Annotated in this window: 15 protein-coding genes, 1 tRNA gene and 1 pseudogene; 7 read left to right on the top strand and 10 right to left on the bottom strand. The window is 38.5% G+C overall.

The window, feature by feature from the left end; genetic code table 11:
* Positions 1 to 13: 13 nt before the first annotated feature.
* Positions 14 to 2,602, bottom strand: coding sequence for a DNA mismatch repair protein MutS (mutS, locus tag AA980_RS03275; RefSeq protein ID WP_024028340.1), 2,589 nt, complete (start codon positions 2,600 to 2,602; stop codon positions 14 to 16).
* A 158-nt stretch (positions 2,603 to 2,760) separates the two neighbouring features.
* On the opposite strand from mutS, the gene spoIIP reads away from it, so the two are divergent.
* From spoIIP to AA980_RS03260, 4 genes are all read left to right on the top strand, one after another.
* Complete coding sequence (gene spoIIP / locus AA980_RS03270; RefSeq protein ID WP_024028339.1) at positions 2,761 to 3,915, top strand: stage II sporulation protein P; 1,155 nt, start codon at positions 2,761 to 2,763, stop codon at positions 3,913 to 3,915.
* Positions 3,908 to 4,063: a hypothetical protein gene (locus AA980_RS27670; protein WP_156351181.1), complete on the top strand. Its 156-nt coding sequence runs from the start codon at positions 3,908 to 3,910 to the stop codon at positions 4,061 to 4,063. Before spoIIP ends, AA980_RS27670 begins: the two co-directional genes overlap by 8 nt.
* 315 nt (positions 4,064 to 4,378) lie before the next feature.
* A complete protein-coding gene (locus AA980_RS03265) occupies positions 4,379 to 5,119 on the top strand; it encodes a YwaF family protein (RefSeq protein ID WP_024028338.1) in 741 nt (246 codons plus the stop codon).
* 130 nt (positions 5,120 to 5,249) lie between these two features.
* Positions 5,250 to 5,323, top strand: a tRNA-Arg gene (locus AA980_RS03260).
* Positions 5,324 to 6,053: 730 nt separating this feature from the next.
* Here the strand turns inward: AA980_RS03260 and AA980_RS03255 are convergent.
* The 3 genes from AA980_RS03255 to AA980_RS03245 all read right to left on the bottom strand — a co-directional run bounded on the left by AA980_RS03255 (position 6,054) and on the right by AA980_RS03245 (position 7,853).
* Positions 6,054 to 6,908, bottom strand: coding sequence for a peroxiredoxin family protein (locus AA980_RS03255; RefSeq protein ID WP_024028337.1), 855 nt, complete (start codon positions 6,906 to 6,908; stop codon positions 6,054 to 6,056).
* A gap of 138 nt (positions 6,909 to 7,046) precedes the next feature.
* A complete protein-coding gene (locus AA980_RS03250; protein WP_024028336.1) occupies positions 7,047 to 7,310 on the bottom strand; it encodes a metal-sensitive transcriptional regulator in 264 nt (87 codons plus the stop codon).
* Positions 7,311 to 7,460: 150 nt separating this feature from the next.
* Positions 7,461 to 7,853, bottom strand: a complete 393-nt coding sequence (locus tag AA980_RS03245) for a YidH family protein (RefSeq protein WP_024028335.1) — start codon at positions 7,851 to 7,853, stop codon at positions 7,461 to 7,463.
* A gap of 273 nt (positions 7,854 to 8,126) precedes the next feature.
* Between AA980_RS03245 and AA980_RS03240 the strand changes: the two are divergent.
* A pseudogene (locus AA980_RS03240) lies at positions 8,127 to 9,412 on the top strand (DHA2 family efflux MFS transporter permease subunit); the annotation flags it as partial.
* 87 nt (positions 9,413 to 9,499) lie between these two features.
* Here the strand turns inward: AA980_RS03240 and AA980_RS03235 are convergent.
* Entirely contained in the window at positions 9,500 to 9,886 is a 387-nt protein-coding gene (locus AA980_RS03235) for a VOC family protein (protein WP_024028332.1), read from the bottom strand.
* A gap of 358 nt (positions 9,887 to 10,244) precedes the next feature.
* Between AA980_RS03235 and AA980_RS03230 the strand changes: the two genes are divergently transcribed.
* Together AA980_RS03230 and AA980_RS26055 are read left to right on the top strand one after the other, a co-directional pair.
* Positions 10,245 to 10,442, top strand: a complete 198-nt coding sequence (locus AA980_RS03230; RefSeq protein WP_024028331.1) for a hypothetical protein — start codon at positions 10,245 to 10,247, stop codon at positions 10,440 to 10,442.
* Between the two features lie 57 nt (positions 10,443 to 10,499).
* Positions 10,500 to 10,583, top strand: a complete 84-nt coding sequence (locus AA980_RS26055) for a YjcZ family sporulation protein (RefSeq protein WP_235815147.1) — start codon at positions 10,500 to 10,502, stop codon at positions 10,581 to 10,583.
* A 149-nt stretch (positions 10,584 to 10,732) separates the two neighbouring features.
* Here AA980_RS26055 and AA980_RS03225 read toward each other — a convergent pair whose 3' ends face one another.
* The 5 genes from AA980_RS03225 to AA980_RS03210 all read right to left on the bottom strand — a co-directional run bounded on the left by AA980_RS03225 (position 10,733) and on the right by AA980_RS03210 (position 16,722).
* Positions 10,733 to 13,219 (bottom strand): FtsX-like permease family protein, encoded by a 2,487-nt coding sequence (locus tag AA980_RS03225; RefSeq protein WP_024028330.1) that lies wholly within the window; start codon positions 13,217 to 13,219, stop codon positions 10,733 to 10,735.
* On the bottom strand, positions 13,191 to 13,907 hold the full coding sequence (locus tag AA980_RS03220) for an ABC transporter ATP-binding protein (protein ID WP_024028329.1): 717 nt from the start codon (positions 13,905 to 13,907) through the stop codon (positions 13,191 to 13,193). Before AA980_RS03220 ends, AA980_RS03225 begins: the two co-directional genes overlap by 29 nt.
* A 318-nt stretch (positions 13,908 to 14,225) precedes the next feature.
* Complete coding sequence (locus AA980_RS26050) at positions 14,226 to 14,369, bottom strand: YrzI family small protein (RefSeq protein ID WP_024028328.1); 144 nt, start codon at positions 14,367 to 14,369, stop codon at positions 14,226 to 14,228.
* A gap of 278 nt (positions 14,370 to 14,647) precedes the next feature.
* Positions 14,648 to 15,298: a response regulator transcription factor gene (locus AA980_RS03215; protein WP_024028327.1), complete on the bottom strand. Its 651-nt coding sequence runs from the start codon at positions 15,296 to 15,298 to the stop codon at positions 14,648 to 14,650.
* On the bottom strand, positions 15,298 to 16,722 hold the full coding sequence (locus tag AA980_RS03210) for a PAS domain-containing sensor histidine kinase (protein ID WP_024028326.1): 1,425 nt from the start codon (positions 16,720 to 16,722) through the stop codon (positions 15,298 to 15,300). The genes AA980_RS03215 and AA980_RS03210 overlap by 1 nt, the downstream gene beginning before the upstream one ends.
* Positions 16,723 to 17,004: the final 282 nt, after the last annotated feature.

Below are 17,004 nucleotides of genomic sequence, written 5' to 3'. Positions count from 1 at the left end.
TCGCCTTCAACCCCTACTTTAACTTTTTCTGAAGCTCGTACAACATATTAATCGCCTGTAGTGGCGTTACCTCTAACAACTCTATTTCTTTAATTTTCTCTAAAACTCGTTTTTCCTTAGAAGTCAGCTCTTGCTTCTTCGTTTCCTTCGGCTCATCAAAAAATGATAATTGAGCAGGCTTTTCTTCGATTACCGCCGCTTTCACGGGAACAGCAGCTTGATCGTCGGAATGTTCAAGGGCTGTTAAAATTTCATTTGCCCGGCTGATTAATTCCGCCGGCAGCTCGGCAAGCTGTGCAACGTGAATACCGTAGCTCTTATCGGCCGGCCCTTCCTTAATTTTATGAAGAAAGACAACCTTGCCGTTATGTTCAATCGCGCTGACATGAATGTTTTTTAGCTTCGAAAGATCTTCATCTAAAACGGTCAGCTCATGATAATGGGTTGAAAATAAAGTTTTCGCCCCAATCCGCTTATGAATATATTCAATGATGGCCTGCGCTAAAGCCATCCCATCGTAAGTTGAGGTTCCGCGGCCGATTTCGTCGAACAAAATCAAACTGTTTTGGGTCGCATTTGTGATCGCATTTTTCGCTTCGAGCATTTCAACCATAAAGGTACTTTGTCCAGAGATCAAATCGTCGGCCGCACCAATACGTGTAAACACCTGATCAAAAATCGGCAGCACGGCTTCAGACGCCGGAACATAACAGCCGATTTGCGCCAAAATAGCTGTCAAGGCAATTTGGCGCATGTACGTACTTTTACCCGACATATTCGGGCCTGTTATCAACAGGACTTCCCGGTCGCTGTCCATATGACAATCGTTTGGTACATATTCCTGGGCGTTCAATACCTTCTCGACCACTGGATGGCGGCCATCCTTAACAGCTACACGACGCTCAGAAGAAAATTGCGGCTTCACATAGTGCCGTTCTTCACTGACCTGGGCAAAGCATTGCAGGACATCGAGCTCGCTGACCGTTTTCGCCAGCGCCTGTAGACGCGGGATTTGCTCCTTCACAATTTCGCGGATTTCGGCAAACAACTCATATTCAAGCTCGCCACATTTTTCCTCTGCTTGTAAAATTAACGCTTCTTTTTCTTTTAAATCCGGGGTAATAAACCGTTCGGCATTCGATAGAGTTTGCTTCCGTTCATACTGCCCTTCTTTTAAAAGATGCAGGTTAGCGCGGGTGATTTCAATATAATAGCCAAAAACGCGGTTATAGCCTACCTTCAACGATTTAATCCCAGTTTTCTCCCGCTCCTCCCGTTCGAGGCTGGCTATCCAGGTTTTCCCGTTTCGGCTGGCATCTCGATACTGATCGAGCTGGGCATTGTACCCGTCACGGATGATATTGCCTTCTTTTAAGGAAAGCGGCGGATTTTCAACTATCGCCTGCTCCAATAAATCGGTGACCACTTCACACGGATCAAGAAGTCCAGCGATTTTTTCCACCTGTTCATTCTGCATCCCCTGCAAAATTTGTTTTAAAAATGGCACCTGCATTAACGAGCGTTTTAACTGGACTAAATCACGCGCATTCACGTTTCCAAAGGCAACACGTCCTGCTAAACGTTCTAAATCGTATACCTCTTTTAATTTTTCGCGAAGCTCCTGGCGTTCAAAGTAAAAATTCATGAGGACTTCGACGATCGCTTGACGCTGTTCAATACCAGCTTGATTAATCAGCGGCCGGTCAATCCACGTTTTTAACATTCTTCCGCCCATCGCGGTCATCGTTTCATCAAGAAGCCATAATAACGAGCCCTTTTTTCCTTTTGAGCGAATCGTCTCGGTTAATTCAAGATTACGCTTTGAAAAATAATCTATTTTCATATATTGATGAATTTGATAGGTTGTAACAGGCTGAAGATGGTCAAGGCTTCTCTTTTGCGAGCGATATAAGTAGTTAAACAGCCTTGCAGTTGTTTGTTTCAATTTGTCTTGATTTAACTCCTCTAGCAGATGGGCATAATTCATCTCTAGCGAACTATTATCTTCGAACGAAATCGCGAGCACATCGCGTTCGCGCATCTTCTTTTGTAGCTCTCCGTCAAAATTGCTTGCAACTACTACTTCTTTAGCACTTAAAACCGAAAGTTCATTCAACACCTCATCAAAATTGCTTGAAAGCAAGGTTACGCTGCTCTCACCTGTTGAAATATCGTTATAAGCAAATCCATAGGTTTGGTCATCAAACGCTGTAATCGAGGCAATATAGTTGTTCTCTTTGTCGGCTAAACCTTTGCCATCCATCACCGTTCCCGGAGTGATTAACTGAACAACCTCCCGTTTGACCATTCCTTTTGTCTGTTTCGGATCTTCCGTCTGTTCACAAACCGCTACTTTATAGCCCTTTGAAATAAGCTGTTCAATATAGTTTGCAGCCGCATGGTATGGAACTCCACACATTGGAATTCGTTCATCGGTACCGCCTCCGCGGCTTGTTAAGGTTATCTCTAATTCCTGCGACGCTTTTATCGCATCATCAAAAAACATTTCATAAAAATCGCCTAAGCGAAAAAATAAAAAGGCATCTTGATAATCTGCCTTCACGGTTAAATATTGCTGTATCATCGGCGTATAAGCAGCCATAATGACCTCCAGAATTATAATCATTTCGAGTATCTTCGACAAACTATTATATCACAAAATGAAGGTGTCAGGCACTCGTCGATTTAGCTGATTCGTCTCTAAAAAATTTGAAATAATTAACCCTTTAACTCATATAAATGTGTTATGGAGGTTGAGCGATGGTGTCGAAAAAATATTTCTTACCAAAATATATCTACTTTCCGGTAGTAATGGTTCTGATCGTTTTTCTAGTTATTTCAATCGTCGTATTAATGGACATTAAGGTTCAATCGAAAAATATTCATAGTACAATTAGTATTTTAAACACCGAAAAAATCCTTGTTCATATTCTTAAATCCGAAAACCATTACTTCTCTCCCGAAATCGATGAACCTATTCTTTCCGCATCAAAAATGTCAGCGCTAGCCTTACAATTAGCGGTTACGATTAAACCAACAGATGCTAGAACGTTTTTAGGAAATGAGTTACCTGGTTTAAGGCTTTTTGACACAGAGATTGTCGTAGCTGGCGAAGGAACGAATCTTACCACCCTTCCATATGAATCATCTCCCCCAGTCGAGGTCTTACTTGAAGAAAGAAAAGTTGCCGAGGAAAAATTAGCTCAAAGAAATAATGCTTCAGATAATAAACCGATAACCAACCCTGAACATAAAGCTGTATTTATTTATCATACTCATAGTTACGAGTCCTTTCTACCGTTGCTAAAAGATGCAAAGAACCCAAATGATGCAACTAGCAATGATGACAGAGTCAATGTCGTGGATCTTGGACAACGTTTAGCTGATAATCTTATGAGGCAAGGCATAGGTGTTGACCATGATAAAACAAATATGGCGCAGAAATTGCACGATAAAGGCTGGAAAACCTCAAAAGCCTACACGGCATCTCGTGAAATTGTTGAAGCAGCAGCAGTTAAGAATAATGATCTTAACTATTTTATCGATATTCATCGTGATTCCGCACGGAGAGAACTTACAACTAAAACGATAAATGGAGAGAGCTTCGCCAGACTCTATTTTGTAGTGGGCAAGGAAAACAAAAACTACTTAGAAAATCTAGAATTGGTAAAAACTCTAAACTCAGAGTTAGAAAAGAAATATCCCGGGATAAGCCGCGGAATTTTTCTTAAAACGTTTAAGGACGGGAACGGTGTTTATAACCAAGATATATCTACTAAAGCCATGTTACTGGAGATTGGCGGCATTGATAATAATTTAGAGGAACTGGATCGAACGGTTGATGTATTTTCAGAGATACTCGCCGAATATTATTGGAATTCCAAAGAAGCAAAAGAGGTGAACAAGAATGGTTAAATGGTTGCCATCCTCAATTAAATGGTTACTATTTACCTTTTTCAGCAGCATGTTATCTTATTACTTTACCGGCCTAACAAATTTAACAATTTGTACTTTCCTTACCGGCTTTGTCTTTTCGATTGGTTATTTATATAAAAATAACTAGAATTTACTGGGCCAATCTTCTAGTATTTTTCCTAAAGGTTGTTTTCGTAAGGATATTTTAGTAAAAATTGTGGTTTTTAACTTTTTTTACCCTTAAAAAGCTAAAGTGAAGTGTAATTTTACACCTTATTAGCGGATTATATAGATTTATTAGCGAATCTGTAGTTTTATTAGCGATTTCAGGGCATTTATTAGCGATTTGAAGGGTTATAATAGCGAATCAAAAAGAGCAACAAACTTTTAGAAAAGAACCTTTCTAAAAATTCCAACTCCTCTCACCATAACATGATAAAATAATTATAAGGGTGGTGAAATTATGGAGTGGTTTAGCGGAAGTTATAAAAATTATGATTTTCAGATGTTTTCAACAAGTCACTTTGTTATCATAACCATCTTAATCCTAGGCTCGTTAGCAATATTTTTATTTAGAGATAAGTTGAGTGCTGAGAAATGGAGAAGCATTGAAATCGGTGTCGCTATTTCGTTAATTATATTTGAGACTGCCTATCACTTATGGCTGATTTTAAATGGCAGCTGGCATGTCAGCTACGCCATTCCATTAGAGTTGTGCAGCATCAGCTTGATTTTAACAGTCTTCTTATTGTTAACAAGAAAAAAAATCATTTACGAGATCTTATTATTTACAGCATTACTTGGCGCATCTCAGGCATTAATCACACCACTATTAAATTATGACTTTCCGCATTTTCGATTCTTCCACTTCTTTTATACTCATTTAATGATCATTTGGGTGCCGCTCTATTTTACCTGGGCAAAGGGCTACCGGCCGACAATCTGGTCAGTAGTAAAATTATTTATCTTTTTAAATGTTTTGATGCCGATTATTATGGTTATTAATAAGCTGGTTGACGGCAATTATATGTTCTTAAGCCATAAACCTGACAGCGCCAGTTTATTAGATGTTCTGGGCCCTTACCCTTGGTATATCTTATCTATGGAGGGATTGTTAATTTCATTAAGTTTAATCGTTTGGATTATTTTTCGTGAAAAAGGGGCATTCAAAAACGAGGTATCAAGAGACCTGCCGTTTCAATAACAGGAACTTTTTATTGACCTTTTTTGATAAACTGATTATAATAAATAACGTTCCTATTTAAGTGTTTAATTGAAATAAGGACGCGATTATCTTATTGTGTGTCTAAAACAGAATACATAAGACTTTACTTGTCCCAATAGCTCAGCAGGATAGAGCAACAGTTTCCTAAACTGTAGGTCGGAGGTTCGAATCCTCTTTGGGACGTCTAGTAAAATCCCCAAAAGCATTGTCACACAAGCGCTTTTGGGGTTTTTTATTTTTGTTGATGCAAAATTTGTGCGAAAATATTTTTTAATTGCAAATTAACCTATCCTTACTTTAACCCCTCACTCGCTTTTACCTCACTTACTTTGCAATTTTATTTTTTGGACACTTGCTTGCATGCATCCGCTGCTTTAAAAAAAAGCTGCCCGGAAACTTTCCCAAGCAGCTTTCAATGTTTTCGAAGTAACTTCATTATTTCATTTTAGTTATACCCCTACTAGTAGTTATAAATCTTAAACTCGAAGCACGGTAAACTGTCCGCCTCCAAATAGTGTCTTTATATAGTCAATCTTTGCATTGTGAAAATAAACCTGATCTCTTTCATTAACTATAAAGCCGATTCCATCCTGCTCAGTGATTTCATCATTTTCTAAAGCCGACTCTTCCAGAGTCAGACGAAGCTGCGGGCCCCCTCAGCCAATGCCCATTGAAAAGCGAATTAGCGGTTGTTTCCCCTCATCAATGACATCTTGAATTTCGCTGGTAATGGCTGCAATTGCAGCGTGTGTTACTTTGACCATTTTAGTGTACCTCCATTGTCTTTTTTATAGAATCTGCATCTTTAGAAGGATCAAAATGCCCCTGCGGGTATAGAATAAAGAAAAAGATTTATCCTGTCAAAGCCTTCGCTTAACCCTTGGAAATATTTCCAATTGCCGAACAATATTTTTCAATCAACTTTTTCTATTAATTGGTTCATCATACCTTTATCCATTGGCCCGACTATTTTCTTGCGAACAATCCCTTGGGAATCAATCAGATAACTTGTTGGAATTGTAATAGCTTGATATTGGTCGCCTATATCCCCATCTTGGTCGAGTAAAACAGGAAAAGTTACTTTTTTATCTTTCACAAATCCCTTTACCTTTCCCGGATTTTTCTCTAGGGTGGTTAGATTGATGGCGAGTATTTCCACTTTGGTTTTGTCCATTGATTCATAAAAATCCTGCATGTGCGGTATTTCTGCTTTACAGGGCGGACACCAGGTTGCCCAGAAATTTAAAATGATCTTTTTTCCTTGCAAATCAGACAGTTTAACATCAGTACCGTTTAACGTCTTTAATTGAAAATCAGGTGCTTTATTTCCTTCTTGGAGACCAATTTCTACTGTCTTTGTGCCGGCTGTATTGACCTTCGGCTTATCATGACTCAAGAAGTGATTGACTAAAAAATACCCACCCATGACAGCAATACCAAAAACAATCACGGATTGCAGAATAATAAAGTTTGTTATCCTTAATTTTCTAGCTTTAACAAAGAAATAAATGAATGCACCGAACATTCCTAAAATGAATCCGTTCTTTCCACCAGTAAAATATAATAATGACATTGGACTTTCAATAATTAATTTCGGCTCCAGTAACAGCAAACTGCCTTTCCATATCAGAAAGCCCAAAAAAACACTGTTTAATGCTAAATCAAATAATTGTTTCCCAGATTCTCTTTTTTGTGAACGGAGCAGCCATAGTTTCAGAAAAATAAATCCGATCACAATGGCAATACTAAGAACAATCCATTTCATCATAATGGTGAAAGAACCAATTTGTATAACCTCTATTACCAGCTCCCCCCTTCTTTCTTACTAATCTCTTAACCTCTTCCATGTCAACCCCATTCCATTAGGGTATTAATGTCTTCAAAAATAAAAGAGGCGTAACCTCTTCTATCGGCTTTTTACCAAAAGTTCAACTGCCTCCCTTACGATACCTTCCATGCTTTTTTCTGCCTGATTATCTGCATTTTGAACGCATTCTACCAAGTTTGTGCTAACAATAACGCCAATGGTCCGATCAATGGCAGTTCTCGAGGCAGATAGCTGAGTAATGACCTCTTTGCAGTCCTTGTTTTCTTCCATCATTCTTAAAATACCTCTTAGTTGTCCCTCGATCCGTTTAATTCTATTTTTTATTTGATCATTATAATCCATAAATTAACCTCCCTTGAAAAAGGAATAACATTGACATGCTTTAATATTATACCCTAAAGGGTATGATGCCAAACAAATTACATTGCTAAAAATTCAATAGCAAATGGAAGCGGCTGATTATGTTTTTTTAGATAAGACCCTTTCCCCACTTTATGACTTAAATAATAAAAAAGAAAGATACATAAAAATCAAAAAAACTAGAATTGAAAATAAAATAGAAACAAATATTATCGAGTAGTTTGACGGGATAAAAATCCCATCCTGAATTTCCCTTCTTTTTCTTGTATAATGAATTGTTGACATAAGAGCAATTAAAAAGCCAACAACACATGCATAGATTCCTAGAAATATTGCTAGAGTATTAATCGCTCGATTGGAACTAATTTTAATAGTGTAATGTAAAGAGGTTGTTAAAAATCCCACACCTATAATTGATATAGCCGTCCGAATCCACGCCAGATACGTTCTTTCATTTGCAAAATGCTGTTGTGCATATTTTACATTGTCCTCTTGTTTTTCTTTGCTTATTTTTAAAGCTTTCATATATAACTAATCTCCTTTTTATAAGCCTAACAAAAATTCTTATCCAAGAAAAATTTTTCAATTCATAAACGCGTTTATTTATAAAGAAAAAAATAGCTACTAGCGCGTATTCCCAATTGCTACTTAGAGAAGTACAACATAATCATGGACGCTGTTTATTTCCTATCTAAGCTTCGGTCACATTTAGATATATTGACGACAAATCTTTTCAGCACAAATATGCAAACGGCCAAAAGGATCAAATAAACTTTTTACAAAGGAGAAAACAAATAGATGAATTCAACATCACAAGAAAGAAAACCACCGTATATTATGCTTGCTATTCTTTTTGTCGGAGCATTTGTTTCGTTTTTGAATAACTCTCTATTAAATGTAGCTTTGCCGTGGTTGATTTAGGAATTAAAGATTATTCAACGATTCAGTGGCTAGCGACAGGCTATATGCTTGTCAGCGGTGTATTAATTCCGGCATCAGCCTTTTTAATGACACGCTTTTCGAACCGTAGCCTATTTATCACTTCAATGGCGATCTTCACTTTAGGTACTGCATTAGCAGCTTTTGCCCCAAACTTTGGTGTATTACTTACTGGGCGGATGGTCCAAGCAGCCGGTTCTTCCGTAATGGGACCATTATTAATGAACATTATGTTAGTAAGTTTTCCTCGTGAAAAACGTGGTACCGTAATGGGTATTTTCGGTTTAGTTATGATTACAGCGCCAGCAATTGGGCCAACATTATCAGGTTATATTGTTGAATATTATGACTGGCGGTTACTTTTCGAAATGATTTTACCGTTAGCTATTATTAGTTTAGTATTGGCCATTTGGAAATCCGAGAATGTCATGGAACAAAACAAAAATGCAACCATTGATTACCTATCAGTTGTATTATCTACAATCGGTTTTGGTGGGTTGCTTTATGGTTTCAGTTCTGTAAGTTCTGACGGCTGGACAGACAAAGTTGTTTTAACCACTCTGATTGTTGGTGCTATTTCTTTGGTTGTATTCATTGTTCGGCAATTAAAAATGGAGGAACCTTTATTAGATTTACGTGTCTATAAGCATCCTATGTTTGCCCTTGCCTCTGTTATTGCGATTGTCAATGCTGTTGCGATGTTCTCAGGGATGATTTTAACTTCAGCGTATGTGCAGAATGTTAGAGGCATTTCACCACTTGCCTCAGGTTTAATGATGTTTCCGGGTGCGATTGTAAAAGGGATTATGTCTCCAATTACCGGTAAACTATTCGATAAATATGGACCAAGAATTCTTGGAGTATTAGGGCTTACTATTACAGCAGTTTCAACTTACATGTTGGCAAACCTACAAATCGACTCTAGTCACACATATATTATCCTTGTTTACACTTTGCGTATGCTTGGTATGGCAATGGTGATGATACCAATTATGACAAATGGTCTTAATCAATTGCCAACTCGCTTAAATCGGCACGGTACAGCTATTAACAATACAGCTCAACAAGTGTCCGGTTCGATTGGTACAGCTATTCTTATTACGATCATGAATTCTGTAACAAAAACAAAAGCTGAAAGTTTAATGACTGGTCGGTTCTTTCCGAGTAAATATCAATACACATTAATACCCATTTATCACCACTACATTTACCGGTTAGCTAGCAAATATTCGTTAAGATACTTCCTTACAAATCATCAATACGTTACCATCTAGGTCTCTAAAAACAAAATAAAAATCGTCCTCAATCTCTGTCAATAATTCAACATTATTTTCTTTCATAAATTGATAAGAGGCATGGATATCATCCGTTACAAATTGTATTGATGGTACTTGATAAGTTGAAATGTTACCATTTTCATCTCGCCACTTTGGCATCGTATCTAAAATTAAGCCTGCTGTACCATCCATTGGAGCCGTATATATATGACCAAAATATATTTCTCCACCTTCCAAACCAAGTATTTTACTATACCATTTTTTCGCTTTCTCAATGTCACGAACTGGAATAAACACACCACCAATACGGTTTTTTATTGGTGTTTTTATTGGTGTATTCACTAACAACCTACCTCCTTAAATATACAATCTATATATTAATTCTTTGAAATTCTAATAATACCTTTTAAAGAGTTGAAGACTTTTTTCAGCCCTCGTTATAACACGAAAGAACACCATTAGTTGGATGTTATTCCATTTTTCAGAATTAGCCAAAGATACGTGTTATAAATCAGCTGCAAAATAAGCAACACGAGATACTTTCATCATCAGTCTCCTTCTCATTCATTTTTCACTGGTATTGCGGCATAATATTTCAAAAAAATGTTGTCTTTTTATAAAAACACATGATGCTTGTCCGTTTCAGTATGAGTCTTCGCAACATTTAATAATATATAAACTCGGAAGGAGGTGTTATATGATGTTTAACCGCTCTAGACCAATCACTCGTCCTCCTAAATACGTATTTCATAATGAATCTATTCGTCGTGAAATACCAATTATCCAACCAGTAGTTCATGTAAATCGACTTGATGTATTTGATGTCCCAAGGGTCATTTATAAACCTATTAGGGAAAGAGTTGTAGTTGAACACAGACATCCTTTTCATCGCTGGTAGCTTTTTAATGACTATCTAAAAATGGAGGTGTTATTTATGGGTTACGAAAGCGGTGGTATGGGTACAAGTTTTGCCCTGATCGTTGTTCTATTTATTCTGTTAGTCATTGTTGGAGCATCCTTCATGGGTGGAGGATACTAATAACTCTTAAGTGATTATGACAATTAGAGGGATACTAAAAAATTTTTAGAATCCCTCTTTTTTCTGAAGCAAACAACTTCGAAAGGATTCATTCGCTCCCCCAACATGCAGTCAGCATTAACATAGGTAAGAACAGCACCAACAGGATTCTACTCATATCGAAGCGCATCACTTAACTTGATTTTTGCCGCTTTAGTTGCTGGAGCAATGCTGGAAATGATGCTGACAGCAAGCCCGAACAAAGCTATTATTGCGATAATCATCCAGGAGACGCCGAATTCAAAGGTTAAGGAGTTTACTTGCATAAACGTAGACGTCAAATAGATTAACAGAATACCAAACATGATCCCGATGACGGTTGCAGCAAGCCCTATTCCAAAACCCTCCAATAAAATCATCCCGATAATCTGACGATGCGTAACACCAACAGCCCGCATCATTGCAATTTCCCGGACCCGTTCCATAATATTGATCAGCAAGGTATTCGCAATCCCGATACCAGAGACAATAATACCAAGGATGACAAGTGCGTTCACCATACTAAAGGATGCTGTGATGGTACCGCCAATCATGGAAACCCAATCCTCCGGACCCCACATTTCCTCAATTCTACCACCGAATTTGGAGTAAATATTCTCCCTTAATTGCAGTGGGCTCATTTGTGCTTCCTTGATGACCAACGTATTTCTTTCATAGTTAACACCGAAGTTTTCCTTGAAGTTCTTCTCACTCATAAACGCCCCATAACCACTATTTTTCATTGTGTTCACCATTGCGACAACTTTAAAGGTTTTTTCACCATGAATGGTATCTAACGTAATGCTTTCGCCAATTTTTCCTCCCCATGTTGCAAAAGAGGTTTGATCAAGGATAATTTCATCGTTTTTTAAGCTCTTTATTAATGCACTTTGTGAACCATTTGATACGGAAAACAACGGGAACCGGTCAATCCATTCCGCTCCAACTCCATATACGGGGAGCATTCGTTTCTCGCCATCTAAATTCCATACGATTCCCTGCAGCGAATACGTTGCTGCATCTTTTACGCCGTCTATATGTTTAATAATGTCGAGATCCTCTTTCTCAATATGGTGAAACATGACGTCGAGATTTCCGCCGTAAGATTGGTTTATCATTTTCTCATACGACTGTAAGAGGGCAGAATTTAGGGTACTCATTAACACAATCATGGCAATCCCAAGGGAGAGAATCACGGAAGTCATGGAAGCTCTACCAATATTTCGATTTAAATTACGGATCGCGACGTCTCCGGAAAAGTTGAATATAAGACGATAGAAAGCTTTCAGAATAAAACTAAACAGTTTAAAAAGATAAGGAAATACTAAAGTGATGCCAATCAAAAGCGGCAGGACTAAAATCAAATGCTTGATAAAAAAGCTTGATAGAATAAACAGGACACCGACAATTCCTAACCACTTAGAATGTCTGCTTTGTATAGCTTTGTTGTCTTTTAATACTTCAATAACGCTAGTCTTACCAACCTTTTGAATCGGGTACCAGGAGGAAAGAATCGGTACGAGCAGACCGGCAAGGATTGATACTATCAAACCAGTTGCTAATACCATAGAACTGTTACTTTGTACGCCATATACCATGAAGATGAGTAGTTTCAAACCATGGGCAAGACCATATCCGACTGTAAGGCCCAAGATTGTTCCGATTATGGCAACTAATAATACCTCGGTCAGGACCATTCCCTGTAATTGTCCAGGTGTATAGCCAATCGTCTTTAACACGGCAAATTCACTTTTTCTTTCTTTAATACTTACATAGAGCGAATTAAAAATGATGAAGGCACTCAGTGCGATTCCGAGAAAACCAGCAATATATAGGGCTAAGAAGAAAGTATTAAGATCTTTAAACGCTGTATCAAAGTTAATAATCATAGGCTGCATATAAACACCTTTATTGCTTTTCACAAAGTGATCCAACTCATTCTCTACTGCATCAAGCTGATTGTGACTTATTGCTTTTACCTGGATCGCTTGGATTTTTCCATTTAAATCAAACCAATTTTGGACTGTTGGGAGTGGAACTGCTACCGCCCAATGGTGATATTTCGCCATATTCCAGCTGGAAGGGCCCATTAAATCTTTTGTGTACCTAACAATGGCCGTTATCTTAATCGTTTTGACACCTTTGTCTGTATTAAAGGAAACCGTATCCCCAATCTTCGATCCCCAAACCTTTGCCGTTCGATCCGTAATGACGGCCCCTTTGGCTTTTAAATCACCTTCCATTACTTTGAACCCAGTAACGGTGGTTTCAAGCTGGCTATAGCCGGTAATCACAACTCGTTTCTGGATTGAAGAGATATCTTTTTCTTTGGTAACCAACTTGGTATTTTGCTTTAACATCGCAACAGATTCATAATCCTTTCTCGAAGACATTTGCTTATAATTATCTTCTGAAAAATAGGCTTCCGTCCCAGCAATATTAAAATCTGCTTTAGCAATTGCCTCCTTTAAGAAAATAGGAAAGGCTTTTTCTGCCGTATTAACAGCTGCAATCACTCCAAATGTAGAAGCTACTCCTATCACAATAGACATCATTGATAAAAAAGTCCGCATCTTCCGCCGCATTAAATTACGCCATGCGATTTGCCACTTTTTCATTGCGGTAACCTCCTTTATGACCTTCTTCCACAATCATTCCATCTCTTACTACAATGATTCGATCCGCCACTTGTGCTGCTTGTTGATCATGTGTCACCATAACGACCGTAATCTTTTCCTCTTTGTTAAGCCTTGATAAAAGCTTTAAGATATCTTCACTATTTTTTTGGTCAAGATTGCCGGTAGGTTCATCTGCCAAAATTAAACTTGGCTTCATCGCTAACGCCCGTGCAATGGCTACTCTTTGCTGTTGGCCGCCGCTTAGCTGGGAAGGGAAAGCTGATTCTTTATCTTGCAGATTTACTTCTGACAGCAATTTTTGCACAATCGTGTTTATCTCATTTTTTGGAGTGTTGTTGGCAGTAAGGGAAAGAGCAATATTTTCTCCGACCGTCATCATCGGTAGGAGCTGATAATTTTGAAAAACAAAGCCCACCTTTTTCCGACGGAATAAGGTCCGTTCTTTTTCATTCAATTTGGTTAGGTCAATTCCATCCACGACGATATTTCCTGTAGTAGGCTGATCGAGTCCCCCAAGTAACTGAAGCAATGTGCTTTTTCCAGATCCGCTAGGTCCCATAATGGCCACAAATTCCCCTTTACGGACTTGCATAGCGGTTTCCTTTAGTGCGATGAAATCACCCGACGCCAACGCATATACTTTTGAAACATTTGAAACTGAAATCATATTTTTCCACCCTCCATTTAATTTCATATGGTTTTTTATATTTTCATTGTAGTAAAGAATGGCTGTTGCCAAACCGCACTCTTTTGGGAGGTCACCGCAGTCTTTTTAAGGTGCCGCCGCAGGATTTTGCGGTGTTCCGCAATTATATTGGTGATAGAGAGCGGTTACGCTCGGATAAGGTTTGGTTTCTCTCGGCTAAAAACGCTGTTACTCTCGGATAACAGGTCATTACTCTCGGATGGCGGGTTTTACTCTCGGATAACGGTATGTCACTCTCGGATAGAAAAAAAACTGCCAGGATTAACAGCTGGCAGTAGGTTAATGCATCATATAGTGAGTAGAGATTAGACGATCTTTATGTTCTTCATACAGTTTTTCAACCTTTTCTTGGGTCAGGGCTTTTTCCGGAGCGATTATTCGCTTTTTAATGCTAAGGGTAAAGAATAATAGATTCAATGTCATTGTCATTTTCCTCCTTAATGGGATTAGTCAATCCGATGATTTGTTGTTTTCTATATTCACATAATACTCAATTCTGCCGCTTCCCTAACCGCACTCTTTTTGAAGACCACCGCATATTTTCCGTGTGGCACCGCAGTTTTAGATTTTTAATTTTAACACACACAAAGGGGCTCCCGCTGGAACCCCTATTACACGCAAAAGGCAGTGGGATTTTTGTTAAGAAAACCACTGCTTTGTATTTATTTTTTCCAATACAGGTAAACCAAATGAGAATGGGATTATTTCAATTCTTCCTCTGGGATTAACCCAAGCTTCTTGGCCTTGGCAATGGTATCCACTCTTGTTCGGACGCCAAACTTTTGGTAAAGGGCCGTCAAGTTATACTCTAATGACCTCTGGCTCATCGCTAAATTCGAGGCGATTTCCCTTGTGCTTTTCCCCTTAGATAGTTCTGTCAAGATTTGTTCCTCATTGCTGGTTAAGACCACTTTTTCATTGGCATTGGACTGGTCGGAAATGATCCCTGGTCTTCTTAATTCTCTTACCAATGATAGCGGCAGAACTACCTGTTTCCGTAAGGCACTCCTGATTCCTGCAACTAATTCATCACGCGATGAGGTTTTTGACAGAAATCCGGAAACACCGGCTTCAACGAGCAAATTAAAATGTGGCTTGATATCGAAGCCTGTATAAATCAAAACAGTCAAATCCGGATTATAAGCTAGCGCCTGCTTTGCCAACTCAAGCCCATTTAGATGTGGCATATACAAATCAAACAACAATACATCATAATGGTGCAGCTTGATTAAATTCATCGCATTCAATGAACTGTTTTCAACTGTAATATTGAAATCCGGTTCTTGTTCCAACAGCATTTTGGTACCTTCGATAATCGATAAATGGTCATCAACAATTAAAATATTTACCATTATACTAAACTCCTCTCTAAGTTAATAGGAAGCTGCAAGGCAGCTAATAACCCACATCCCGGCCTCAAGCTGATCTCCATCTTCCCTCCAAGACTTTGCGCTCTTTGTTCTATATTTGTTAATCTAAAATGATTTGAAGAAAAACTATCCCCAACTCCGTCATCACTGTACACTATCTTCAATTGAAAATCCTCATAGTAGAGATCAAATTTTATTTCATTCGCCCGAGAGTGTTCCTCTGCATAATTAAGGAGTTCCTGCACAATCCGGTAGATCCCGATTGTTTGTTCTTCGCTTAGCGGCAGCATTGAGAGATCTACTGCCGTAAAAATAATTTTATAAGTAGAGCAAACCTGAATATGCTCGAACAAATTTTCCAACGATCTTTTCAGTCCTAACTCTCTTAGCAGCGGGGGGCGTAAGTTATTGCAGGTCACGCGAATATCATGAATGATATCCAACAAACCCTGTTCAATCCCAACAAGCTTGGTTTTGACTTTCTTCTCTATTTCATAACGGGTTAAAAGGGATTCCAGTCTGCGATATAAATCAATCTGATCCTGCAAAACTGTATCATGCAAATCACTCGATAACGTCAATCTCTGCTGTTCTTGCAGATTAAACATCAACCGCAGCACCCATTGCGGCGTTTCCTTACTACGGGTTGCTGTTTCTAGCTGCTGGATAAGATTCTCTATCATATTTAAATTTTCAAAAACCATCATCGAATAATAGGCCAAGGTTTCCAGCCAAATCGATTCCATCTTTTCCCGAATGGCGCTTGCATTCATCGACAGGATGTATGGGCTCTGCTGCCGTTCGCCTATTTTAATTATTGCCTTGTCAGCGAACGTCTCCATTTTTCCTATTGTTAAATGTGTATTTTTTGGGGAATTTTTCATTATTGTAGGATTTGAGTTTGGTAAAATAGTTACGAGTTCCTTGATTAGTCTTTCCTCCAGGTCAGCATGTTTCATCACGAAAGAAAGATCATTCGAAAAATTCTTCAGGCTATTTTGTAAAACTTCATGTCGATTCTTATGGTATTCGAGCTCCAGTTCCATCCGCTTTCGTTCCGTAATATCTCTAATCGATACCACTTGAAGGTAATTTTCTGTATCTGGCAGCGGCGTGGTTTTACACTCGCCATAACGCACTTCCCCATTCTTCCTAATCATGCGATATTCCGAAGTATTACTTTGTTTTGAGGTCAGCAGATTATGATGCCGTTGCAGCATACTTTCCTTATCCTCAGGATGGAGAAGGTCAAACCCGTCTCGATTGTTCAGCTCTTCAGGTCTATACCCCAGAGTCTCATAAACATTTGAGGTAATATATATAATGTGACGATTTCGATCCACAATCATGAGTACGTCACTTGTATGATTGAGAATGGTTTGAAAAAATTGCTGGTTGTTTTCCATAAAAGCACCACCTATTTTCTCCTCGTATTCATAGTTTAACTGAAACTTCTTTATGCGAACCGCAAAATTCTTGCGTGTTTGGCACTCTTTACGTGCAGTGGGTTGGATTTTTGTTTTTTTCCCTCTTCCACTTGGTCTATTTTTAGGATACTGCCAAAAGGCTAACTTCAAACCGCAAATCAATCGAATCAGACCGCAAAGTTTTTGGTAGCTTCCATAAAGATGAAGGACCCAAAAGAAAAAAAAGCCGATTATCCTTTTCCAACTTGGATCATCGGCTTT

It is taken from the genome of Neobacillus vireti, assembly GCF_001026695.1.
GTDB classification, from domain to species: Bacteria; Bacillota; Bacilli; order Bacillales; family Cytobacillaceae; genus Neobacillus; species Neobacillus vireti.
This window is presented reverse-complemented; position numbering and strand designations above follow the sequence as displayed.

Bases quoted from the DNA above. Each gene is read 5' to 3' on its own strand.
- mutS (WP_024028340.1), bottom strand. From the start codon at position 2,602: ATGGCTGCTTATACGCCGATGATACAGCAATATTTAACCGTGAAGGCA.
- spoIIP (WP_024028339.1), top strand. From the start codon at position 2,761: ATGGTGTCGAAAAAATATTTCTTACCAAAATATATCTACTTTCCGGTA.
- AA980_RS27670 (WP_156351181.1), top strand. From the start codon at position 3,908: ATGGTTAAATGGTTGCCATCCTCAATTAAATGGTTACTATTTACCTTT.
- AA980_RS03265 (WP_024028338.1), top strand. From the start codon at position 4,379: ATGGAGTGGTTTAGCGGAAGTTATAAAAATTATGATTTTCAGATGTTT.
- AA980_RS03255 (WP_024028337.1), bottom strand. From the start codon at position 6,908: ATGATGAAATGGATTGTTCTTAGTATTGCCATTGTGATCGGATTTATT.
- AA980_RS03250 (WP_024028336.1), bottom strand. From the start codon at position 7,310: ATGGATTATAATGATCAAATAAAAAATAGAATTAAACGGATCGAGGGA.
- AA980_RS03245 (WP_024028335.1), bottom strand. From the start codon at position 7,853: ATGAAAGCTTTAAAAATAAGCAAAGAAAAACAAGAGGACAATGTAAAA.
- AA980_RS03230 (WP_024028331.1), top strand. From the start codon at position 10,245: ATGTTTAACCGCTCTAGACCAATCACTCGTCCTCCTAAATACGTATTT.
- AA980_RS26055 (WP_235815147.1), top strand. From the start codon at position 10,500: ATGGGTACAAGTTTTGCCCTGATCGTTGTTCTATTTATTCTGTTAGTC.
- AA980_RS03225 (WP_024028330.1), bottom strand. From the start codon at position 13,219: ATGAAAAAGTGGCAAATCGCATGGCGTAATTTAATGCGGCGGAAGATG.
- AA980_RS03220 (WP_024028329.1), bottom strand. From the start codon at position 13,907: ATGATTTCAGTTTCAAATGTTTCAAAAGTATATGCGTTGGCGTCGGGT.
- AA980_RS26050 (WP_024028328.1), bottom strand. From the start codon at position 14,369: ATGACATTGAATCTATTATTCTTTACCCTTAGCATTAAAAAGCGAATA.
- AA980_RS03215 (WP_024028327.1), bottom strand. From the start codon at position 15,298: ATGGTAAATATTTTAATTGTTGATGACCATTTATCGATTATCGAAGGT.
- AA980_RS03210 (WP_024028326.1), bottom strand. From the start codon at position 16,722: ATGGAAAACAACCAGCAATTTTTTCAAACCATTCTCAATCATACAAGT.